Here is a 23737-nt window from a genome sequence, read left to right as displayed (position 1 = left end):
ATAGTACGGGGTGGGGGAAGAGTTCAAAAAATATTAACTTTACCTTCACCAATTACTAAAACATATGGGTAGCAAAGAACGCGTAGAACGTTTAAAAGCAGAAGTCCATCAGCTTATTTTGGATGCAGCAATGGGTATCGTTAAAAATGAAGGATGCGAGGCCGTAAGCATCCGGAAAATTGCCGATACTATTGAATACAGCCCAACTATTGTATATTCTTATTTTCTGAACAAGGAAGCGGTTTTGATTGAACTGTCCAAACGGGGTTTTATCATGCTGATCAATTGCATACAGCAGCAGTTGGCATCCGTAACCGGTGCAAAAGAAAGAATGGAAACTGTACTGAGAGCTGTTTTATATTTTGCTACCAACGAAAATGAACTTTACCAGTTAATGTATACGGTAGGTACCAGTGTTGAGGATGTTGGAAAAGCATTTCCTGCACTATCCACATTTATCAACGTATTCCGTGAGGAAATGCGACCTGTAGTAAAAGGAAATACATTTACAGAGGAGATTTTTTGGTGTAATTATCTCATTTGCATGTCTTTTGTACACGGATTGGTTGCGTTAAATCGCTATTATAAAGATATAGACCCTGCCATGAACAATATGGTATTAAAAAAAGCCATTGGAGGGATTATTGGCACTATTGAGCTTTCATAAGCATCACCCATGGTACTAAAAAAGCATCGATCCCCCCTTTAGGGGGTTAGGGCGCCAATATCTGCTGATACAATCCTAAATAATCAGCTACCATTTTATCTTTCGAAAACCGTGAAGCCGCCCAGGTATGACAAGCCACCCGGTCAATAGTATGGATCTGCTTTACTGCATCTACGGCTTCATCAATGGTATCCACCAAAAAACCGGTTTCGGTATCCCTGATCAGTTCCGGCATCGATCCGCGGTTAAAGGCGATCACCGGAGTACCGCAGAGCATAGCCTCGGCTACACTCATACCAAAAGGTTCGTTAAAGCTGATGGGGTGCAGCAGGGCATAAGCCTTGCCCAACAATTGTTTCCGCTTTTCTGGTCCGGCATGACCGATGTACTCTATTTCGCCGGATAAAAATGGCTCTACTTTTTCTCGGTAATAATTTTCATCCTGAATGATGCCTGCTATCAGCAATCTGCGTTTACTTTTTTTGGCAATGGTTATAGCCTCGGCTGTGCCTTTATCCGGATGGATACGACCAAAATAGAGCAGGTAATCATCCGGCTTTTCGTAAAATTCAAAATCGGCGGTATCCAGACCATTATAAACGGTGGCTAGGTATTCCAGTTCCGGGCTGCGATCAGCATTGCTGATGCTTACGTAATGGCCTCTGCGGTTATATTTTTTATACACCGGGATAATGCGGGGCGATGAAAAGCCGTGTATGGTAGTGATGAGGGGTGTGTTGATTAGCCCAGAATAAGTAAGGGGCAAAAAATCAAAATTATTATGGATGATATCAAAGCGTGCGGCCTGTTCCATCAGATTGCTGATGTGCAGGCATTCCAGCACTTTGGCATCCTGACCGCGGTCTTCCTCGTAACCCATGGCACAAACCGATTCCAGTTTGCCAGCGGTTATCGAATCGCCGGTAGCAAAAAGGGTAACATCGATGCCCAGTTTTATCAAACCTTCGGCAATGTTTGATGCTATCTGTTCCCAGGGCCCATAATGCCTGGGCGGTGTGCGCCAGGCAACCGGCGCTAATACGGCAACCTTCATTTTAATTAGTGAATTAGTGAGTTATTGAATTAGTGAATGGGGAATAGTGAGTAGGAGCGATTAAAAAAGGGATAAATCCCAATAACTCACTGCTAACCATTTACCTCTCACTAACAGATCTCCATTTTCTGATTACCATACTTGTTGTATTCGTATTCGAGTTCGAAGGCTTTCAGTACCGTTAAGTGCGATATGAGATAGGCCAGCGTACTTTCGGCGCCCTGGTTGCGGTTGATGCCGGTGGGCAGCAAGCCGTCACAGCAGCCTTTGGTTTCATGATCATACAGTGGCGCACGCAGCGTGTTTTCGCCCAGGAACCATTTATAGCTCAGGAACATTTTTTCGACATATTGAGGCACCCGGAATATCTGGTAGGCCTGGAAATGCATCAGCACCATAGCCATGGTTTCAATAGCCTGTTGGTCAAACGTCGGAAAACTACCGCCGCGATAATACCAGCCATCGTTACCTACCGGACTCAGATAACCGTTTGACAGCGTGAGCTTGTCCAGGAAGGCCATTGTAGCCAGGGCTATCCGTTTGGCATCCTCGTTGCCGGTAATTTCGCAGGAGTGCAGTAGGGCCAGCGGCAGTATGGCGTTATCATAGGTCATTTTTTCCTCGAACCATTGCCAATCGGCTGATTGAGTATTTTCATAAGCATCAATCAGTGGTTGGGTGAGCTGGTTCAGTATGTTTACCATGCCCTCGTCGGTTGGATAAACCTGTAGGTATGAACTGATGCCGATGATGGTATTAGCCATGCCCCTTAAATGTTCCAGTTTTTCAAAGTGCGGTACCGATTTATGGAATATCTCCAATGCGAACTCCCTGTACGAGTTGCTGGCCGCGCAGCCAATGAGATGGCCCAGCGCCCAGATGGTACGACCGAAAGAATCCTCTGAACCTACCTCGTCCAAATACCTGCGATCAAAGCTCAGGAAATTACGGAAATTACCATCGTCCGTTTGCATGTAGTGAATATAGCTGAGGTAGATGGGCAGCAGCTCAAATGCTTCGCGGCTTTTACTACGCTGATAAGCCATCAGCGCCATAATAAGGGCTCGAGCATTATCATCTAAACAATAACCCTCTTTTAAATTGGGTATGCCGTATTTGGCGTGTTGTACAATGCCAGTATCATCGGTTAAGCGCAGCACATGTGTGAGACTAAACTTAGGTAATATCTCGGGATCAACAATGCTGTTTTTGAGTATCTTATCGCTAAAATCAAACCTGACACTGGCTTCCTGGGCTACTTTTATAAATTCGGCGCCCACAACCGGCCAGCGTAAGTGCAAGCCATATTGATAAGCATTCTCTTTTAATTCTTTTAATATACGATCCTGGTCAAGCAGCTCGATAACGGTATCGGCCAATGCATCGGCATTTTTGAAATCAAATAATCTGCCGCGTTTATCAGCCAGTAGTTCGGTAGCATGCCAGTAGGGGGTTGATACTACGGCGGCACCGGCACCAACGGCGTAAGATAGCGTACCGCTGGTGATCTGTGCCTCGTTCAGATAAGGTGTTACATAAATTTCGCAGGCGGTGAGGTAATTCACCAGCTCTTCTTCCGACACAAATTTGTTGATGAAAGCCAGGTTAGCCGATACACCCAATTGAGCAGCAAGGGTCTTGAGGTGATCGCGGTATTCTTCACCCGAGCTTTTGATTACTCCCGGGTGGGTGTTACCCAATATTACATAAGTTACATCGGGGTGTTTGGCCACAATACGGGGCAGGGCCTTTACCACGGTCTCCAGGCCTTTGTTGCGGCTCAGCAAACCAAAGGTTAACAATACCCGGCGGTTCTTAAATGATGACAGGTTTTTAACCGGATTATTTACCATCGCCTCCACATCCGGAACACCATGTTCAATGATCTGGATCTTTTCGGCAGGGATATCATAGATGGTAGTTAAAAATTCCAAGGCGCGCTGGCTCATTACAATAATCTTTGACGATTGCTCGGCTATTTCGCGAATGATAATGCGCTGTACATAACTGGGATCTTTCAGTATGGTATGCAGTATCGAGATCAGTGGTTTTTCGAGCCGGTTGATGAGCGGTAAAATATAGATGCCGCTTTCGCCGCCGTATATGCCAAATTCATGCTCCATGATGCACACATCGGCATTGCTGGTGTTGATATAGTTGGCTGCGCGGATATAATCTTTCTGATGGTCCTGGCGAATAACATATTTCACCTCCTCGGGGTATTCGTAATGCTGCAGGTTTTCCGAATCGTTCAGCGCGACCACGAAACCACCGTGTGCCAGCGATTGCCTTTCGGGAAAATTGGCATTAATGGCGCGCATCAAATTTTGGTTGAAGGTGGCCAAACCACATTCGCGGGGAGGGTAGGTTGATATATATGCTATTTTCATATTGGGTATAGATGTTAAGAACGTATGGTTATTGTTTAAACAATTCCTTTTAATTAATTGTTTAAACTGTGACTATAAAAAAGAGCAGAGCTGATCTGTTTTGATAGAAAAGTATCATTTTCAGAGCTTTTTATACCGTCTATGCCATAAATGCACAAACCATACCAATTTAATTCAAAATAAAAATTTTAATATATTATTCAATAAAGTAACTTGAAAGTTACTGTGAGGAAGCCTCACCCCAACCCTCTCCAAAGGAGAGGGAATTAAAACTAAATAAGAATAATATTAAGGTAAGTCCTCTCTTTGAGGAGGATTATTATATGAGAACTTCGCCGTTCAAGTGAGGCTTTGCCGATCTGTTAACCTGCAGTATAATACTCAATTGCCTCCAGTATCACCCCACAGGCATGTTCAATTTGGGCGGGTGTAATAATAAGCGGAGGGGCTATGCGCATGGAGTTGCTGCAATGGAGGAACCAGTCGATGATAATACCGTGCTCAATGCAGCGGTCAATTATTTTTTTATTCAGGTCAAAACTGTCCAGTTCAACGGCCAGCATTAGTCCTTTGCCACGTATTTGTTTAATAGCAGGATGAACCAGCAGCTTGCGGAACAAAGCTTCTTTTTCGGCTACTCCGGGTACCAGGTTTTCCTCCAGTAAGACTTCCAATGCGGCCAATCCTGCGGCACAGCATACAGGGTGCCCGCCAAAGGTGGTAATATGGCCCAGGATGGGATTTTCCTTGAGCGCGCCCATAATAGTATTAGAGGAGATGAAAGCGCCTACAGGCATGCCGCCGCCCAGCGCTTTGGCCAGCAGTAAGATATCGGGTACAATGCCAAAATGTTCAAAAGCGAAAAGTTTGCCTGTGCGACCAAAAGCGGCTTGTATCTCATCCAGTATCAGTAATGTGCCGGTTTCATCACAGCGCTTGCGCAGGGCCTGCATATAAGTTGCATCCGGTACGCGGATACCTGCTTCGCCCTGTACGGTTTCGATAATGACGCAGGCGGTTTGATGGGTGATGAGTTGCAGATCGTCTATCTCATTAAACCGGATAAAACTTACGCCGGGTAACAGCGGGCGGTAAGCCTGTTTAAATTCTTCGTTACCCATTACACTTAAAGCACCCTGGGTACTGCCATGATAGGAGTTATGACAAGCGATGATCTGCTGACGCCCGGTATAGCGTTTGGCTAATTTTAAAGCCCCCTCCACGGCTTCGGCGCCAGAGTTGGTAAAATATACCGACTGTAGGTTTTGGGGCAGCAGAGATACTAATTTTTCGGCAAAACGAACTTGCGGGGTTTGTACATATTCGCCATAAACCATTAGGTGCATGTATTGGTCAACCTGGTGTTTGATGGCCGCTATAACTTTGGGATTACCATGTCCCAGGCTGCTTACACCTATGCCCGATATGAGGTCGGTATGGGCTTTGCCTGCGGTATCATACATGTACACACCTTCGGCCCGCTCAAACTCCAGTAATAGCGGAAAATTGGTGGTTTGCGCATTATTGGCTAAAAAGAGTTGGCGAAGAGTAGGCATGGGTGGGCAATTATTGAATTATTGATTTAGTGATTTTTGGGAATTTTTTAATTATTAATTTACCATGATGCAAAAATCAGCATTCTGATCAATACTTCAGTAATGATAAAATCACTAATTCGCTAAATCAATAATTCAGTTATTGAAAACCAATCACTAATTCACTAAATCAATAATTAATTTCCTGCTCTTTCGCTGCGTTCGCTGAGTTGTTTGATGAGTTCATCACGGAACTCGCGTTCGCTTTTGTAAAGCTCACTTACTTTTTCGGGGGGGAGTATTTTCAGAAATGCGTCTTTATAACGCTTGCGTATAGCTACCAGCTGACTTTCGTAATAAATTTCTTTATCTATTTGTTCGGTACCATTGGCTGCGGCGCTGGAGTTGTTTAAACGCTTGAGTACATTAACGGCAGTAAGTTCTTGTTGATATTGACGATATATCGGCCAAAATTTGGTCGATTCTTCATCCGTAAGGCTGAGCTGTTTGGTGATGAACCTGTCGCGGGCGGCTTCCAGTCTTTTGCCAACGCCTTTTTTATCACGCAAAGGAGCAGGGGTTATCTTTTGCCTTTGCACCAGGTTGTTATTTACCTGTGCAAAGGATTGGGAACCCGCTGCTATTATAAAAAATAAAATAAAAATATGCCTGATCAATATACGCATTAAAAAGTATCGTTAATTAGTTGTATCCAAATAGTCTGACAGGTCTTCATCCAAATTTGCACTGTTAATTTGCTGTCCTCCATCCATCAGGGTACGGGTATCGCTTGCATCTGCGTGTAATTGCAGGTAACTCTTAATTTCATCAACCGGCACTGTTGATAGTTGTTCATGTAAAAAAGAATGATTGTGTTTTACAGGTGAATCGCCATTTCTGATCACCACACCAATACCCAGTAGCAGGGCAAAGCAGGCTGCGGTTGCATACCTGAATGTTGGTGACGCGAACATCCTGCGTACAATACCTTTCTTTTTAGCTGCCACGGGCAAGGTAAAGTTTTTGGCAATAACTACCTCATCCTCGTTAACGGTTTTATTTAAAATATTCTGAGTCAATTGCTCAAAATAATTCTCAGGAACGGCAAAACTTTCGGTTTCACTGTTGATATGCTGTTCAACAGTTATCCTGCTTTGAATATTACTGCTCAGTGTTTCGAAGTAATTTTCGGGCACAGTAAAGCTCTCCGCTTCGCTGTTGATATGCTGTTCAATAGCTATCCTGCTTTGGATATTACTGCTCAGTTCGTCAAAATAATTTTCGGGTACACTAAAACCCTGGTGCTCCGGGTTTAATGCCTCCTCAATAGTTATCCTGCTTTGAATATTGCTGCCAAGTTCATCAAAATAATTCTCAGGTACGGTAAAACCGGAGTCCTGTATGTTCACAGCGTCCTCAACACGTATGCGGCTTTGTATGTTACTGCTTAATTGATCAAAGTAGTTTTCAGGCACGGAAAATCCTGTGGATGAGTTTTTCAACTCTTCCAGCCTTATGCGTGATGTTATATGCTGCGCTAATTCATCGAAATAGCCAGTCGGAACCAGGAACGGATTCTTGGCATCAATCCGTTTCAGTGATTCATAATCATCCAGCCACTCCCTATTGTCCATATCGCTTTTCATACAGTACTATAGATGAATTTATTGCTAAAAGGTTTAACGTAATTCTGTATTAATTTTGAATTTAATCTCTCGACAATAAAAACGCCTCTATCTTCTTGACAGCCAGGTGAAAAGATGCCTTTAAGGCGCCTACACTTGTGCCCAAAACATCTGATATTTCCTCATATTTCATATCATCATAATACTTCATGTTGAAAACCAGGCGTTGTTTTTCGGGCAGGGTTAACAATGCTTCCTGCAATTTGCGCTGTGCCTGATCGCCATTAAAATAGGTTGAATCGGCCAGTGAATCAGCCAATTCATAGGCTACATCATCCAACGGTATATTGTTTTTTTGTTTTTTCTTGTTCAAAAAAGTAATACACTCGTTGGATGCTATCCTATACATCCAGGTATATAGTTGCGCGTCGTTTCTAAAACCCATCAGGTTTTTCCAAACCTTAATAAAAACATCTTGCACCAGATCATCCGCATCGTCATGGTCAACAACCATGCGGCGTATGTGCCAGTAAATTTTTTGCTGGTATTTTTTCAATAACAGGTTAAACGCTTCGTTACGTGTTTTTTCGTCCTGGAACTTACTTAAAATCTCTGAATCTTCAACCTGCAACGACATTTTTTAATTTTTATAGTTAAATGCTAATTACCGCATTTTGTTTTCTTTTCATTACCTTTTTTGCCGCCAATACAATATGCTCAGCATCAAGGCCATACTTGGTCATCAGTTGCTCTGGTGTACCGCTTTCGCCAAAGCTGTCATTAACGGCTACATACTCCTGTGGTGTTGGGTTATGTGTTGCCAGCACCTGTGCAATGCTGTCGCCCAAACCACCCAGGCGGTTATGCTCTTCGGCAGTAACCACACAACCTGTTTTGGCTACCGACTTTAATACGGCTTCTGCATCCAAAGGTTTTATGGTATGTATGTTAATGATCTCGGCATCAATACCTTCCTCAGCCAGTATTTCGCCGGCTAATATGGCTTGCCATACCAGGTGACCGGTGGCAAATATACTTACATCTGCGCCTTCATTCACCATCCAGGCCTTGCCAATCTCAAATTTTTGATCCGGATCGGTAAAAATAGGTACCACCGGGCGACCGAAACGCAGGTAAACCGGGCCGTCATGCTCGGCAATGGCCAGGGTAGCGGCTTTGGTTTGGTTATAATCGCAGGTGTTGATCACGGTCATACCCGGTAACATTTTCATCAGACCGATATCTTCCAGGATCTGGTGGGTTGCGCCATCTTCACCCAAGGTTAAACCTGCGTGTGAGGCACAAATTTTTACGTTTTTGTTAGAGTAAGCTATCGACTGGCGAATCTGGTCATAAACCCTGCCGGTTGAAAAGTTGGCGAAAGTGCCTGTGAACGGAATTTTACCGCCAATGGTCATACCGGCGGCAATGCCCATCATGTTAGCTTCGGCAATGCCTACCTGTACAAAACGTTCAGGAAATTCCTTAATGAAATCATTCATTTTTAATGATCCGATCAGGTCAGCGCAAAGGGCCACTACCTGGTCGTTTTTTCTGCCGGCTTCCAGCAGCCCGGCGCCAAAGCCCGAGCGGGTATCTTTTTTATCTGTGTAAGTGTATTTTTTCATGAGCCTCACCCAACCCTCGCCTGATGGAGAGGGCTTTTAGGAAATATTCTATGTGATAAATTCTTTTGTCTTGATTCTTGTCTCTTGCTTCTAAGAGGGCGCCTAATAATCGCCCAGTGTTTCTTCCAGTTGACCGAGGGCCAGTTGCAGCTGCTCGTCGTTTGGTGCTACACCATGCCATTTGTGGCTGCCCACCATAAAATCAACCCCGTAGCCCATTTCGGTATGCATCAGTATCATGATCGGTTTACCCTGACCGGTACGGCTTTTGGCCAGTTCCAGTGTTTTTACCACATCGGCCATATCGTTGCCTTTCATTTCCAGTACATCCCAGCCAAAGGCTTCCCATTTGGCATGCAGGTCGCCCAGTGACAGTACCAGGTTGGTAGGTCCGTCAATCTGCTGACCGTTTACATCGATGGTCGATATCAGGTTATCCACCTTATTGTGCGGTGCAAACATGGCGGCTTCCCATATTTGTCCTTCCTGTAATTCACCATCACCATGCAGGGTAAACACTAATGATTTATCACCGTTTAGTTTTTTGGTAAGCGCGGCGCCGATAGCTACTGATAAGCCCTGACCCAATGAGCCCGAAGCGATACGCACGCCCGGTAAATGCTCATGAGTAGTAGGGTGCCCCTGCAAGCGGGTGTTCAGCTTGCGGAAGGTAGCCAGTTCGGCTTTGTCAAAATAACCGGCATGTGCCAGGGTGCTGTAAAATACAGGCGAAATGTGCCCGTTTGATAAAAAGAAAATATCCTCGCCTACGGCATCCATATTAAACTTCGGATCGTGGTTCATTACCGAAAAGTAAAGGGCGGTAAAATAATCTGTACAGCCCAATGAGCCACCCGGATGACCCGATTGACAGGCGTGTACCATACGTACAATGTCGCGGCGGATTTGCGACGCGGTTTTTTCTAATTCTTGAATAGTAGGTTTCATTAATAAAGTTCGGGTGCTAAAAATAGCTTTGATAGGGTTTTAAAGTTTATGATATGAGGTCGAGTATTTGCTGTGAAGCGTTTTGCGTATCAACCTTATGAATTATTTTGCTGATGATACCATCTGCACTGATAAGGAAAGTAGTGCGCGCGGTACCCATGTATTGTTTGCCGTACATGTTTTTCTCTACCCAAACACCGTAAGCTTCTACAATTTGTTTTTCGTTATCGGCTATCAGGGTAAAAGGAAGACTATATTTGGTTTCGAATTTTTTGTGTGATTTTTCATCGTCGGTGCTTACACCAATCACTTCAAAGCCAATTTTTGATAAAAGTTGATAGTTATCCCTAAAGTTGCATGACTCGGCAGTACAACCGGGGGTATCATCTTTTGGATAAAAATAAAGGATCACATTTTTTCCTTTGTAATCGGCAAGCGAAATGGTTTTACCATTCTGGTCCTTTGCCGTAAAATCAGGGGCTTTATCGCCTTCTTTTAATGTTGCCATAGGTTTTTGTTTTTTAGTATCAAGTAGTTAGTATCAAGTATCAAGATTTTTTTGCTAATTATAAATACCACTTTTTAGAAGTCGTGATACTTGATACTAACTACTTGATACTAAATTATACTATCTGTAAAAATCGGCTGTAAATTCCGAAAAATTATTCTTATTGTCGCCAACTGTAAGCTTAAATACGTGCTTACCGGGAGCAATTTCGCCGCTAAAGGTATAACTTAGTATTTTACTTTTATAATCCCACTCCATTAAAACCCATTTATTGTCGATAGTGCCACTATAGCTTTTAATGCCCGACAAATTATCGCTCATCCGGAAATTAATACTTTTAGCAGCAGCCATGTTTTTGCCATTGAGGATGTTAAGCGGGTGTATAACTGGTGGAATAGTATCTATCTTGATAAAATAATCGCCAAAGGCGGTCACTTTTGATTTTACGTAGCCATCCTGAAAATAACCGCCCTGGCAACCTCCGGCAGTACTAACGATAACCGCTTTATCGGCATATTTACCCATGTCGGCATCAGGTTTTATCCAAAGATCATAGCTATCATGAATAGGTGTAAGGCGATTATGGATATGGTGTACCAGCGAAAAGCCGGAAGCCGGTTTTGGTGATACGGAATAAATAAAATCCAGATCGTCATATAAATTGCCGGGCATAATGCTCACTTTCACTTTATCGGTACTAAACTCACTCTTTTTATCAAAGTGGAATAGCGTACCGGCTATTTTATAAGCGGGGGGAGTGAATTTTTCGGACTGTACTTTTAGCTTTAAGGTAGATACGTTGCCTGCCACATCTTTTACAACATACTCCACATCATGCAGGGCATTGTCATCAAAAGTGATGATGCCCCGGTTGATGGATTGAGGGTAAAGAGATATATGGCTTCCGGGTAATATAAAACACTTCTGCATCCAGCGGCGCGATGATTCAAAAGCGGGGTAATCAATATAGGCGTTAATAGCATGGGTTTGATCAAAGGCAAAACGCTCTACGGTAAAAGTGTACACCGTTTGACCGTCGAGCTTTAACTCCAGTGAATAAATACCATTGTGATTAGCCGACGCGCTGTTCATATCCGTGGTATTGATACCAAAACCCACATAACCACTCAGGTGCAATACCTGTGGTTTTAACAAACGATAACTGCCTGTACCTGTGGCTCCAGTTACTGCCAGAAACTCCTTGGGTGTTTTTTCGCTGAATGGATTGCCGTTGAGGTGGTAGATACCGATAGAAGTGATGGATGGCGGAACCCGGTCTGGAATAGTTAAACCAAACAGCTGCGGATTAATGGTTTCTTCCGTTTGGGTATCCCTGATCTCGAAGTGCACATGCGGTCCGGCCGATGCGCCTGCATTGCCAGATTGGGCAAATACCTCGCCTTTTTGAAGCGGTACCTTTTTAGCATCAAGGTTAAAATCGGCCTCGTAGGTTTGGTGCTCATATTGATAAGCTTTTACCAGTGCAGCTATAGCCGGCGAAAAAGCTTCGAGGTGACCATAAACGGTGGTATAGCCATTAGGATGGGTAATGTAAACCGCGCGACCAAAACCACCAAATTGTACCCTTACCCTTGACACATAACCATCGGCCGCGGCATGTACGGGGTAGCCGGTGCGCTGATTGGTTTTAAAATCGAGCCCCGAATGAAAGTGGGACGGTCTGAGTTCGCCAAATGAACCGGCCGTTGTTGGCGGCAGATCAAGCGGATAGCGAAAATAGTTTTGCGGGTATTGCCTGCTTTGTATAGGTGTTTGTGCCTGTATGCCCAAATTAAAAACAAGACATAGCGCGGCGGTAATCAGCTGTTTTTTAATCATCTTTTATTTCACGTAAAAGTCAAGCAATTTTTCGTTTTCTAAATATCCTTCCAGTCTGTCGCCAACTTTTACTTTTGATACACCCGGAGGGGTGCCGGTAAATATAAGGTCGCCCTTTTTGAGGGTGATGTATTGTGAAACAAAGGCAATAATGTTTTCGAACGGGAACAGCAGATCGCGGGTATTGCCCTGTTGCCGGGTTTCGCCATTTACATCCAGTTTAAAATTCAGATCATAGATCTGGGCGAATTTGCTTTTAGGCACAAAAGCACTGATAGGCGCCGAGCCGTCGAATGCTTTGGCCAGTTCCCAGGGAAGGCCCTTTTCTTTATGCTTACTCTGTATATCGCGGGCGGTAAAATCAATACCCAGGGCAATTTCTTCATAATAACCCGCCGCGAATTTCTCGTTGATGTGCTTGCCTTCCTTGCTTATTTTTAAAACGATCTCGATCTCGTGATGTACATCGTCAGAAAAATCGGGATGATAAAAAGGTTTGTTATCCTTAATGATGGCCGTTTCGGGCTTCATGAAAATAACCGGAACGGTGGGTACAGGGTTATTTAATTCTTTGGCGTGTTCGGCATAGTTACGGCCAATGGCAATTATCTTCATAAGTAAAGCTTAAACGCCAAAGCTAAAAAAATAGCGTGGTATGTGGTATGGGGATTTGAGTAAATGAATGTTTTAACGCTGAAGATTAGACTCACCCGGTCATCACTTCGCTCGACCCCCCTCTCTTCGGCTTCGCAGGAAAGAGGGGGGGTAAAAGGTTTGTCATGCTGAACGGAGTGAAGCATCTATTATACGACCTGAATAGTTAAATATTAGATCCTTCGTTCCTCAGGATGACAAAATAAAAGATGAAGGGATTACAGTACTGAGATCCGTTTGATAACCGATTCGGTACCGGCTACAACGCGTACAAAGTAAAAGCCGCGGGTAAGTTTGTTGGCTATAGGATAGTTGATGTTATGATCGCCGGAATCAACCCTTGACGAAAACATGGTGGTAATATCATTACCCAACACATCCATTATTTTAATAGTGATGTTGCTATTACGAGATATGGTATATTTTAAATTGATCTGATCGGTAACCGGGTTAGGGTATACCTGGACATCATTCAATAATTTATCATCCGGGTGCGATACGCTAACCTTTACGCTTGAGGTTACGGCTGGTTTTAATGGCGGCAATACCAGGTGCAGGCCATTTTTTAAATAAGAGGGTTTAGAGCCTTTACCTTTTGAAACACGCAGATAAGTAGTATCGTTTTTGGTATGAGTAGGCTTGGCATCGGAGACAAAGGCAAAGTTCATAAAAACTGCCATCGCAATTAGTACGAACCAAGTATAGGTGTAAATAAAGGTATAAGTTATTTTTCGCCTCATATTAAGTCTTCGCCTACAAAAGTATAAATAAAGCCTTCATCAATTAAAAAAATGATGCTTTTGTAAAACATTTTAACAAATTTTAACAAAATGTGTCCATTTTATAGTTTAGACTCGTCTTTCATTTATACGTTTAATGTTTATTTAAGTTTAACCGAAAAAATTAATATTTTTGCAGCTTTAAAATATAATAGTGTCGAACCATAAAGATCTGCAAAAACTGACGGCCGCAGGCCTGCTCATCAGTTTAGGAATAATTTACGGTGATATTGGTACCTCTCCATTATACGTATTTAAGGCTATAGTTGGTCAGCAACAAATTTCCGAAACATTAGTACTTGGTGGTGTATCCCTCATTTTCTGGACACTTACCCTGCAAACTACATTGAAATATGTAGTAATCACCCTGCGTGCCGATAACAAAGGCGAAGGTGGCATTTTCTCACTTTTTTCGCTGGTGCGCCGTAAAGCCAAATGGCTTATTGTACCTGCTGTGGTAGGTGGCTGCGCACTGCTTGCCGACGGTATCATTACGCCGCCTATTACCATATCATCGGCCATTGAGGGTTTGCAAACCTATTACCCCCGTTTGCCAACGGTTGAAATTGTAATGGCCATCATCACCGTGCTTTTTGTAATACAACAGTTCGGTACATCATTGGTAGGTAAGGCTTTTGGCCCTATCATGTTTATTTGGTTTACCATGATGGGCGTACTGGGGATAAGTTATATCATCCATGATCCTATTGTAATAAGGGCTTTAAACCCGTATTATGCCTATAAATTATTAAGCTCCAGCACCAGCGGTAACGCGTTTATTGTATTAGGTGCAGTGTTTTTATGTACCACCGGAGCCGAGGCTTTATATTCTGATCTGGGACACTGCGGTAAAGCCAACATCCGTATCAGCTGGATATATGTTAAAACCTGTTTGATATTAAATTACCTGGGGCAGGCCGTTTGGCTATTGCAGCGTAATGGCACCGCAATGGATCTTAATATTAATAATCCGTTTTATAAGATAATGCCGGGTTGGTTTCTGCTGTATGGTATTGGTATAGCCACTGTGGCCGCTATTATTGCCAGCCAGGCCCTGATATCAGGTTCGTTCACGCTGATAGCCGAGGCTGTAAGACTTAACCTATGGCCCAAGGTGCGTATCAATTACCCATCGGAACAAAAAGGCCAGTTGTATGTGCCCAGCGTAAACTGGATACTTTGGGCAGGCTGTTTAGGAGTGGTGCTCATATTCCGTCATTCTGATAGGATGGAGGCTGCCTATGGTTTAAGTATCACGGTGGCCATGCTCATGACCACTATACTGGTATCCAAATTTCTGAAGCGTAAAAAGGTACCCAACTATATCATTACAGTGTTTTTGATTGTTTACGTGTCTATCGAGGGAACTTTCCTGGCGGGTAACTTACATAAGTTTTTGGATGGTGGCTGGTTTACCTTATCTATAGGCTTTATGCTGTTTACCGTAATGTGGACCTGGCATACTGCCCGCAAGATCAGGAACCGTTATGTGAAGTTTGTAGGTATTGACGATTACTTTGATATCCTGAAAGAATTAAGTGCCGATGAAACCGTACCTAAATACGCGTCGCAACTGGTGTATTTAACCAGTGCCAATTTTAATTCTGAAATTGAATCGAAAATAGTTTACTCCATATTACAAAAACAGCCTAAACGCGCCGACGTTTACTGGCTGGTGCACGTTGACGTTGTGGATGAACCTTACAAACGTGAATACGAAGTAGAGTTCCTGGTGCCTAATAAGCTTATCAGGATCGACTTTAAACTAGGTTTCCGGGTAGAGCAACAGATCAACCTGCTGTTCCGCAAAGTGGTGGAAGATCTGGTTAAAAAAGGCGAGGTGGATATTACCAGTCATTATAAATCACTGAACAAACATAAAATCGTTGGCGATTTCAGGTTTGTGGTGATTGAGAAGGTATTGTCACGCTCACATAGCCTGTCGTTCTACGAACGGTTTATCATGGATTTTTATGTACAGCTTAAAAAGGTGAGTTTGTCTGAAGAGCGGGGCTTTGGTCTGGACCTGAGCTTTGTTACCGTAGAGAAAGTTCCGTTAATGCTGTCGATCCCTGAAGCTATAGAGATACACCGGGTGAATTAGATGTTTTTTTGAGTAAGGACTTTGGGAGCAAAGAGCAAGGATTTTTAAAAAAAACTTGTCTTTGTTCCTTTGCAAAAATAGTCCTTGTTCTTTGTTCTAATAATCCTTATTCCAATCAAAAATCGTTGCTCCTTCTAAAAAATGTGTTAAGTCAATATTAATTCAGTATTACTACAGAATGTTTTTTCATTTTTACAGCATTTGAATAAAATCCTGTAAGTGAAAAAGAAATTATATTTAACGTTTTGGGCATTACTTTTTACCACCGGTTTATTTGCCCAGGGGCTTGATCTTAACCTCCTGAAAGATATCAATGGCCCTGTTAGCGGTGGCGATAAAACCTGGAGATTTATTACCAAAAAAGCTATTTATGTTGATGCTGCGGTACCTGTTGGTTTCCTGGTAGCTGGTTTTGTAAATCATGACGATGATCTTAAGATCACAGGTTTACAGGCTGGGGCATCCCTGATTGTTGCCGGCGGCTCTACTTATGTGTTAAAAAAGATATTTAACCGTACCCGCCCATTTATTGCGCATCCCGATCTGATAACACTGAAAGAATCTCCCGGGCCTACAGATCCTTCTTTTCCGTCGGGGCATACCGCATTTGCTTTTTCGGCAGCTACTTCCTTAAGTTTGGCTATACCTAAGTGGTATGTGATAGCGCCTTCATTTTTATATGCCGGTGCGGTAGGTTATTCGCGGATGTACCTGGGGGTGCACTATCCGAGTGATGTGGTAGCTGGTGCAATTGTTGGCGCGGGCTCTGCTTACCTGAGCTTTAAAGCACAGCAATGGATCCTGGGTAAAAAGAAACTTAAAACGTATCCGGAGTAAGCAATCTTGAGTTCTGAGTCATATGTCAATTTAAAGGCAAATCTGTTTTTTTCAGAACTCAAGACTCACAACTTCTTCTCCCAGGCCATTTTCATGTATTTCCTGACCTCGTTGTTCAGGTCCTCTTTATAATACATCCTGAAGTAATGGTTATGATTACTGGTGCCCGGTACCGTTTTTATTTTGGTAAAGCATAAGTTGTCTTCATATATCTCCTGAAAGGGAAGCACCACATCAATAAAATTTTTACCTAGCTGGGTAACATAGGCAAAGTTTACACGGGTACCTATAGCGATCATACTTTTGGTAGGATAAACTTTGATGGGCGCTATTTGCAGATATTCGGTAATAAAATGATCAAATAGCTCCACCGTGTGTTCCGACTTCCCCTGCAAAAAATCGCTCAGATTACGTTCGCGGCAGGAATGTACCTGATTGGTATTGGCAAATTCGCGGTTACATATGGGGCATATCCACGTCATAAAAGTAATGAGTCTTAAGACTTAGAACTCGCCTCCCTACCCAGTACGCTGTTTTTATAGCTGTAGGTAAAGTAAATAACCAAACCTATCACAAGCCATATTAAAAAGCGCAGCCAGTTGGTGTAACCCAGCTCCGTCATTAAATAAAAGCAACTCATGAGGCCCAGCACCGGTATTAGCGAAAAGTTTTTAATGAAGCTGTAAACGCTGATAATGATGATGAGAATAAAGAACAGGTAATTCGGAAAGTTATAAAGGAATCCATCCAAACCCAGGTAATACTTTTTAGCATCGCTAATATTGGTTGCCCTCAACGCGGTATCAAACTTATCCTCTTCCGTATCTTTGAAGTATTTTGTAGCGTTAGCAGGAGTAATATGCTGATCACCGTATAAGGTATTAAAACTGGTAACCAGTGTGGCATTATCATTGGCATCCATACTTTCAATAATAGCCGAGCGGTCTTTTAGCTTTTTAAACTGCATCATCTCTGCCTGTGGGGCTGGTTTAAAATAAATACAGGCCCCTAAAATAATGAGTGTTATCAGGGGTACAATTATTTTGCCGTTAACATAAGGCAGATGGAATTTACCGGTTTGTGCTGCTTCACGTGGCAATAATAGCACACCGCCGCATACCAGCACAAAAGCAAACAATGTACCGATGCTGGTCAGGTCGGTAACCTCGGTCAGGTTCATAAACAAGGCTGGTATAGCTACTACAAAACCGGTAACCACTGTGGCAAATGCAGGTGTATGAAACTTAGGGTGAATGCGGGAGAAGGCTTTTGGAAGTAAACCATCGCGGCTCATGCTCATCCAGATACGGGGTTGCCCCAACTGAAATATCAATAACACACTGGCGGTAGCAATAACCGCGCTGATAGATATGGCATAACTGATATTATGCAGGCCTACTTTAGCAAATACAAATGCCAGCGGATCGCCAACTTGCAACTCTTTGTAGCTCACCATACCGGTAAGTACCAGGGCAATCAATATATACAATACAGTACAGATGATAAGCGAATAGATCATGCCGCGGGGAAGATCGCGCTGTGGTTTTTCACACTCTTCGGCTGTGGTTGATATGGCATCAAAGCCGATATAGGCGAAGAAAACGCCGGATACGCCTTTCATTACGCCGCTAAAGCCATTAGGCATAAAAGGGTGCCAATTGGCCGGGGTTACATAAAAAAAGCCGATCACAATAACGGCTATAACAATTAATATTTTTAAGATAACCATGGCATTGGTTGCCTTTTTGGTTTCGCGAATACCTACATAAACCAGGTAAGTAATAATAAATACAATGCCTAAAGCGGGCAGGTTTGCTATCAGTTTAAAACTGCCTATACCAGGAGCGGTGTCCCAGGCCATTGCGCCCATTTTTACCCTGTCGCCTATATCTGCCAGGTGACTGCCGGCCGCCTGTACCTGTTCATGCGCCCGCAGGGCCGACACATAATCCATGGTAAGATATTTGGGCAGGTGGATGTTAAAACCTTCTAACAGGTTTACAAAATACTCGCTCCAGGATATGGCTACCGCGATATTGCCAATCGCATATTCCATTAAAAGATCCCAACCAATAATCCAGGCTATCAATTCGCCAAAGGAGGCGTAAGCATAAGTATAAGCACTGCCAGCAACTGGTATACGTGAGGCAAATTCTGCATAACACAAGGCCGAAAAACCACAGGTAATAGCGGTAACTACAAATAAAATGGAAACGGCAGGCCCGCCATGAAAAGAGGCTTCGCCGATGGTTGAAAATATGCCTGCGCCAACTACGGCGGCTATACCCATGAGGGTAAGGTCTTTTACATTAAGTTCTTTTTTGAGTTGTGATGATGGTGTCCCCGGGTGTTCGCTATCACTAAATCCACACTCTACATCATGTAATATTTTTTCTACAGATTTCTTACGAAATATACTTTTCGACATTTATTTCAGTTAATTAGTCCAACTCAAATTCAAACATAATCATTTTTTTGCATTGAATAAGTATATGCTTATTTTGCGCCATGAAGATAGGAATAAAAGATGTTTTGTACCGGATAAGGCCGTTTTTTATCCTATATCTGCTCGTGCTGTGTGTATGTTTGATTATTAAATTAACCTATAGCCGCGAAACTATATACTTCACGGTGAATGGTTTAAACAGGCCATGGGCAGATACGCTGGCACCTTACGTAACCGATATTGGCGAAGGCCTAACCGCTGTGATCCTTTCCTTGGTCATCGGTTTATTCAGCTACCGTAAAGGGCTGCTGTTAGCTACAAGCTATGCTATTACCAGCATAGTGGCGCAAATTTTAAAATTCATTTTTGATGCGCCCCGCCCCAGGATATATTTTGCCAATCAGCTTGATCGGATCCACTTTGTGAAAGGGATATACATACTGGCCACGCATAGTTTTCCTTCGGGGCATACGGTTTCCATATTTTCGGCTACGGTGGTAATCACTTATTTATGTAAAAATAAGCTATGGGGCATACCGGCTTTACTGGTAGCTGTTGCGGTAGGTTATTCCAGGATGTACCTGAGTCAGCACTTTTTTGAAGATGTGGTGACCGGCTCTGTTGTTGGAGTAATTGTAACCGTAATCTGGTTAAGTTGGTTGGATAGCAAATCTTTTATCCATACGGATAAATGGAATAAGGGTTTGATACATACGCTTCGCAAATAAGCATCAAATGGGTTGCAATATGTCAATGATACGGCTTTTATACAGTAGGCTGCTGACTCCCTCTACTCAAAAAACAGGCTGAACATAATTGTATGTAATGACAATTTGCTGATTGGGGCAGAGAATGGTTGATTTTCAGGTACCAGCATATTGCCCAAGGAATTGGATATTTTAATTTCGGGCGAAAGTTTAAAAAATTCAAAGTAGATATCGCAGCCTAAACCGGCCTCATATGAGCCATAGCCACGTACATTTTTAACCAGTTTGTCTAATAAGTCGGCGTTAACGTCACTCTTTCCTGTTCCGATAGCGTGAGAGTACTTAAGCCCACCAAGCATATAGGCTCTGAAATTACCTAAACGGTCTGATTTTAGTTTAAACGACAATGGTGCATCAATAGTAGTAGACTGCACCTTCTTACTCACATCCGGGTTTTGATTCGGATCTTCATAAGTATAGCTCAAATCACGGTCAGCAAAAACCAATGACGGTGTAAAACGCACTTCCAAATGGTCGGACAAGCTATAACGGGTAACAAAACCCACAGAAAAACCGGGTAAACTTTTAGAGCTGATGCTGCTTAAATGACTGGTAAGCGGCTGACCATTATCAGGATTGGTAAACGGGGTACTCCAGTTTGGCTTTTTAACAATCTTAAAATCGCTGCTTACATAACTAAAGCTAAAGCCAAAACTAAAATCCTGCAAATCGGCTCCGCCACCCCATGCCGGTACCCGCTCTTGCGCAAATAGTAATTTGCTGCAACACATCAGTATAAATACAACCAGGTACCTTTTTAAAATCATTTTTATTTAATGCCGGTATATATAGAACATATGCCAAACAATAACGGCCGGTGTTTGGTATTTTTAAAACCAACTTTATCCATAAGGCTAACAAAACTTTTACCATCCGGAAAAGCCGCTACTGACTCTGGTAAATAGGAATAAGCCCTCGCATCTTTACTGAAAAGTTTACCAATACCAGGTGTAATATAATTGAAATAAAAATTATACAACTGCTTTACCGGGAACACACGAGGTTTTGAAAATTCCAATACCACCGCTTTGCCTCCTGGTTTTAACACTCTTTGTATATCAGCCAGGCCTTTTTCCAGATTTTCAAAATTACGAACGCCATAAGCTACAGTAACCGCATCAAACTCATCAGCTTCAAAGGGCAACCTTTCAGAATCACCCAGTTTTACTTTAAATTTGTCGCTAAGGTTACGTTTCTGTATCTTCTGTTCCGCAATATCAAGCATTCCACGCGAAATATCAACACCAATTATTTTTTCGGGATTAAGGGCTTTTAAAGCTTCAAACGCAAAATCGCCGGTGCCGGTAGCCACATCCAGTATCAATTTAGGTTTATCCTTTTTTAATTCGCTAATAGCTTTTTTGCGCCAGATAATATCAATCCCCAATGACATAAAATGGTTGAGGAAATCATAAGTTTTGGATATATTGTTGAACATATCGGCCACCTGCTCTTTTTTGGTAGCCTGCTCATCGCGGTAGGGAGTTATAGTTTTGCTCATTTGTATAATGAGCGCAAAGATAGTGATTGTATGCTCAATAGTTCATGATAGCTGCCAGTTGGTTGATGATTACATTTTTCTTCTTCTTTTTCTGCGATCTATGAACCGTCAACTATGATCTATCAACTCAATTCATTAATTTTAAAAACCAATTATTACCAATAATAAGTGAACGGGGTTATTCTTTGCAAAAGATAATCCGGGTTCACCAGTTCTCTTTAAATTAATTATTGTTATAAAATTCATTTCCTGATCTATGAAAGAAAAACAAGAATCGTCGCGCCGTAGCTTTATTAAAAAATTAGCCACCACTACCGCTGCTGTAGCCGCAGGTGCCAGTGTATTTGCTGCTGACCATCAGCTAAAACCTTTTTCTATCCTCAAAAGACCCTTAGGACACAGTTTAAACGACCAAATCAACATCGCCCTGATTGGTGCCGGTGGAATGGGCACACAGGACGCTATTGTGGCCCTGCAAATCCCAGGGGTAAAACTGGTAGCGGTTTGCGATTTGTATGATGGTAGGCTTAAAGATGCCAAAACCCGCTGGGGTGCCGATATTTTTACTACCAAAGTTTATAAAGAGATACTGAACCGCAAGGATATCGACGCAGTAATTATTGGTACACCCGATCATTGGCACCAGCAAATATCTGTTGATGCCATGCACGCCGGCAAACACGTGTATTGCGAAAAACCTATGGTGCATGGCATTTCCGAAGGCCCTGCTGTAATTAAAGCCCAAAAAGAAACCGGGAAGATTTTCCAGGTAGGCAGCCAGGGCGTATCATCACTGGGTAACGAGAAGGCGCACGAACTATTAAAAAGCGGTGCTATTGGGGAACTCAACTATGCCGAAGGTTTCTGGGCCCGCCGCGAACCGCTGGAGGTTTGGCAATATCCTATCCCGGATGACGCATCGGCACAAACGGTGGATTGGGAAACCTATATCAGCAATACCAAGAAACGCGATTATGATTCCAAACGCTTTTTCCGCTGGCGCAATTATACGGACTATGGTACCGGTATGGCCGGCGATTTGTTTGTGCACCTGTTCTCCAGTCTGCATTTTATCACAGATTCTGTGGGCCCCAATAAGATCTATGCGGCGGGTGGACTCCGTTTCTGGAATGATGGCCGTGAAGTTCCGGACGTGTTATTGGGCACTTTTGATTATGGTAAATCGGCAGCTCATCCTGCCTTTAACCTATCCCTGCGCTGTAACTTTGTAGACGGCACCAGCGGTACTACCTATCTGAAACTGGTAGGAAGTGAAGGTTCAATGGATATTACCTGGGATAAAGTAACCCTGAAACGCAACAAGACCTTTGGTTCCGATGATCCCTTTTACCTGGATAAGCTCAAAAAAGCAGGCAGCGGTTATGCCGAACGCAAAAAAATGCTCCCCCCGGAGGAGATTGTTTACGACGCCGAAAAAGGATACAAGGGTGGCCCATATGATCACATGAATAACTTTTTTAATGCCATCCGTAACAATGGCAAAGTAACCGAGGATGCCATTTTTGGCTACCGCGCGGCTGCTCCTGCCTTGTTGTGCAATGATAGTTATTACAATAACAGCCCCATGTTCTGGGATCCTGAAAAAATGCAGTTAATTAAAAAATAATTAGTCGATGGTTCATAGATCATGGTAAAAGTTCAGTTCAACTATGATCCATGAACCATCAACTATGAACATAACAACACTAAATAAAAATGAAACAACAACTTAAAAAAATTGGTTTGATATTGGCTGCGGCTGGTTTGGTTTGCGTGCAAACTTCGGGTATTCCGGTAAATGCCCCATCGCCTGTAAAAAAAATCGCCCCTAAAGGCGGCTGGGTAAGCTTGTTTGACGGTAAAAGCCTGAAAGGCTGGCATGGCTTTAATAAAAAAGGCCCTGTAAGAAACTGGACTATCGTAGATGGCGCCCTGGTTTGTCTTGGTGCTGCACAGGGTGATACCGGCGGTGACATTGTTACCGATAAAAGCTACGCAAATTTTGAGCTTTCCTGGCAATGGAAAATAGACAAAGGCAGCAACAGCGGTGTACTGTACCATGTGGTTGAAGATCCTAAATATGATGCTACCTACGTAACCGGTCCGGAATACCAGATCATCGATGATAATGGCTGGCCGGAAAAGCTGGAAGACTGGCAAAAAACCGGCTGCGATTATGCCATGCACCTGCCTAATGATAAAAAGAAATTAATGCCGGTAGGTGAATGGAACACCAGCAAAATTGTTTTCAACAAAGGCCATGTAGAACATTGGCTTAACGGTGCTAAAATTTTAGAGTTTACTGCCTGGGATGCCGACTGGCAAAAGAAAAAAGCCGAAGGAAAATGGAAAGATCATCCCGACTATGGCAATGCTAAAACCGGCGTGATAGCACTGCAGGATCATGGTCATAAAGCTTATTTTAAGGATATTAGGATAAGGGAGCTATAACCAA

Annotated in this window: 22 protein-coding genes; 6 read left to right on the top strand and 16 right to left on the bottom strand. The window is 43.0% G+C overall.

Features of this window, described 5'->3' with window-relative positions; translation table 11 throughout:
• The first annotated feature begins 64 nt into the window (after positions 1 to 64).
• A complete protein-coding gene (locus G7092_RS13095; protein WP_166089984.1) occupies positions 65 to 667 on the top strand; it encodes a TetR/AcrR family transcriptional regulator in 603 nt (200 codons plus the stop codon).
• Between the two features lie 46 nt (positions 668 to 713).
• Here G7092_RS13095 and G7092_RS13090 read toward each other — a convergent pair whose 3' ends face one another.
• From G7092_RS13090 to G7092_RS13035, 12 genes are all read right to left on the bottom strand, one after another.
• Positions 714 to 1721 carry a glycosyltransferase family 4 protein gene (locus G7092_RS13090; protein ID WP_166089982.1) on the bottom strand — a complete coding sequence of 336 codons (1008 nt, stop codon included), beginning with the start codon at positions 1719 to 1721 and terminating at the stop codon, positions 714 to 716.
• A gap of 110 nt (positions 1722 to 1831) precedes the next feature.
• Positions 1832 to 4111, bottom strand: a complete 2280-nt coding sequence (locus tag G7092_RS13085; protein ID WP_166089980.1) for a glycosyltransferase family 4 protein — start codon at positions 4109 to 4111, stop codon at positions 1832 to 1834.
• A 362-nt stretch (positions 4112 to 4473) separates the two neighbouring features.
• The gene (locus tag G7092_RS13080; RefSeq protein ID WP_166089978.1) at positions 4474 to 5667 is read right to left on the bottom strand and encodes an aspartate aminotransferase family protein; all 1194 of its coding nucleotides are present in this window, start codon (positions 5665 to 5667) and stop codon (positions 4474 to 4476) included.
• Positions 5668 to 5843: 176 nt separating this feature from the next.
• Positions 5844 to 6332: a hypothetical protein gene (locus G7092_RS13075; RefSeq protein ID WP_166089976.1), complete on the bottom strand. Its 489-nt coding sequence runs from the start codon at positions 6330 to 6332 to the stop codon at positions 5844 to 5846.
• Between the two features lie 12 nt (positions 6333 to 6344).
• Positions 6345 to 7292, bottom strand: a complete 948-nt coding sequence (locus tag G7092_RS13070; protein WP_166089974.1) for a hypothetical protein — start codon at positions 7290 to 7292, stop codon at positions 6345 to 6347.
• A gap of 61 nt (positions 7293 to 7353) precedes the next feature.
• Complete coding sequence (locus tag G7092_RS13065) at positions 7354 to 7908, bottom strand: RNA polymerase sigma factor (RefSeq protein WP_166089972.1); 555 nt, start codon at positions 7906 to 7908, stop codon at positions 7354 to 7356.
• 16 nt (positions 7909 to 7924) lie between these two features.
• Positions 7925 to 8899: a transketolase family protein gene (locus G7092_RS13060; protein ID WP_166089970.1), complete on the bottom strand. Its 975-nt coding sequence runs from the start codon at positions 8897 to 8899 to the stop codon at positions 7925 to 7927.
• Between the two features lie 102 nt (positions 8900 to 9001).
• The gene (locus G7092_RS13055) at positions 9002 to 9847 is read right to left on the bottom strand and encodes a transketolase (protein WP_166089968.1); all 846 of its coding nucleotides are present in this window, start codon (positions 9845 to 9847) and stop codon (positions 9002 to 9004) included.
• 46 nt (positions 9848 to 9893) lie between these two features.
• On the bottom strand, positions 9894 to 10355 hold the full coding sequence (bcp, locus tag G7092_RS13050; RefSeq protein ID WP_166089966.1) for a thioredoxin-dependent thiol peroxidase: 462 nt from the start codon (positions 10353 to 10355) through the stop codon (positions 9894 to 9896).
• Positions 10356 to 10475: 120 nt separating this feature from the next.
• A complete protein-coding gene (locus G7092_RS13045) occupies positions 10476 to 12194 on the bottom strand; it encodes a M23 family metallopeptidase (RefSeq protein WP_166089964.1) in 1719 nt (572 codons plus the stop codon).
• Positions 12195 to 12197: 3 nt separating this feature from the next.
• A complete protein-coding gene (locus tag G7092_RS13040) occupies positions 12198 to 12809 on the bottom strand; it encodes a fumarylacetoacetate hydrolase family protein (RefSeq protein ID WP_166089962.1) in 612 nt (203 codons plus the stop codon).
• Positions 12810 to 13066: 257 nt separating this feature from the next.
• Positions 13067 to 13528, bottom strand: coding sequence for a T9SS type A sorting domain-containing protein (locus G7092_RS13035; RefSeq protein WP_166089960.1), 462 nt, complete (start codon positions 13526 to 13528; stop codon positions 13067 to 13069).
• A gap of 253 nt (positions 13529 to 13781) precedes the next feature.
• Between G7092_RS13035 and G7092_RS13030 the strand changes: the two genes are divergently transcribed.
• Both G7092_RS13030 and G7092_RS13025 read left to right on the top strand, forming a co-directional pair.
• Positions 13782 to 15731 carry a KUP/HAK/KT family potassium transporter gene (locus tag G7092_RS13030; protein ID WP_166089958.1) on the top strand — a complete coding sequence of 650 codons (1950 nt, stop codon included), beginning with the start codon at positions 13782 to 13784 and terminating at the stop codon, positions 15729 to 15731.
• 219 nt (positions 15732 to 15950) lie between these two features.
• Positions 15951 to 16568, top strand: coding sequence for a phosphatase PAP2 family protein (locus G7092_RS13025; RefSeq protein WP_166089956.1), 618 nt, complete (start codon positions 15951 to 15953; stop codon positions 16566 to 16568).
• A 65-nt stretch (positions 16569 to 16633) separates the two neighbouring features.
• On the opposite strand, the gene G7092_RS13020 is transcribed toward G7092_RS13025, so the two are convergent.
• Positions 16634 to 17050: a DUF5655 domain-containing protein gene (locus G7092_RS13020; RefSeq protein ID WP_235953821.1), complete on the bottom strand. Its 417-nt coding sequence runs from the start codon at positions 17048 to 17050 to the stop codon at positions 16634 to 16636.
• Positions 17051 to 17064: 14 nt separating this feature from the next.
• On the bottom strand, positions 17065 to 18996 hold the full coding sequence (locus G7092_RS13015) for an amino acid permease (protein ID WP_166089954.1): 1932 nt from the start codon (positions 18994 to 18996) through the stop codon (positions 17065 to 17067).
• 80 nt (positions 18997 to 19076) lie between these two features.
• Here G7092_RS13015 and G7092_RS13010 point away from each other — a divergent pair, with 80 nt between their 5' ends.
• Entirely contained in the window at positions 19077 to 19742 is a 666-nt protein-coding gene (locus tag G7092_RS13010; protein WP_166089952.1) for a phosphatase PAP2 family protein, read from the top strand.
• A 62-nt stretch (positions 19743 to 19804) separates the two neighbouring features.
• Here G7092_RS13010 and porT read toward each other — a convergent pair whose 3' ends face one another.
• Both porT and ubiE read right to left on the bottom strand, forming a co-directional pair.
• On the bottom strand, positions 19805 to 20548 hold the full coding sequence (porT, locus tag G7092_RS13005) for a type IX secretion/gliding motility protein PorT/SprT (protein ID WP_166089949.1): 744 nt from the start codon (positions 20546 to 20548) through the stop codon (positions 19805 to 19807).
• A gap of 2 nt (positions 20549 to 20550) precedes the next feature.
• Entirely contained in the window at positions 20551 to 21282 is a 732-nt protein-coding gene (ubiE, locus tag G7092_RS13000; RefSeq protein ID WP_202985268.1) for a bifunctional demethylmenaquinone methyltransferase/2-methoxy-6-polyprenyl-1,4-benzoquinol methylase UbiE, read from the bottom strand.
• Between the two features lie 256 nt (positions 21283 to 21538).
• Here ubiE and G7092_RS12995 point away from each other — a divergent pair, with 256 nt between their 5' ends.
• Positions 21539 to 22909, top strand: a complete 1371-nt coding sequence (locus tag G7092_RS12995; RefSeq protein ID WP_166089947.1) for a Gfo/Idh/MocA family protein — start codon at positions 21539 to 21541, stop codon at positions 22907 to 22909.
• An 89-nt stretch (positions 22910 to 22998) separates the two neighbouring features.
• A complete protein-coding gene (locus G7092_RS12990) occupies positions 22999 to 23733 on the top strand; it encodes a 3-keto-disaccharide hydrolase (protein ID WP_166089945.1) in 735 nt (244 codons plus the stop codon).
• The last annotated feature ends 4 nt before the right edge of the window (positions 23734 to 23737 follow it).

Source organism: Mucilaginibacter inviolabilis (assembly GCF_011089895.1).
Lineage (GTDB): Bacteria > Bacteroidota > Bacteroidia > Sphingobacteriales > Sphingobacteriaceae > Mucilaginibacter > Mucilaginibacter inviolabilis.
This window is presented reverse-complemented; position numbering and strand designations above follow the sequence as displayed.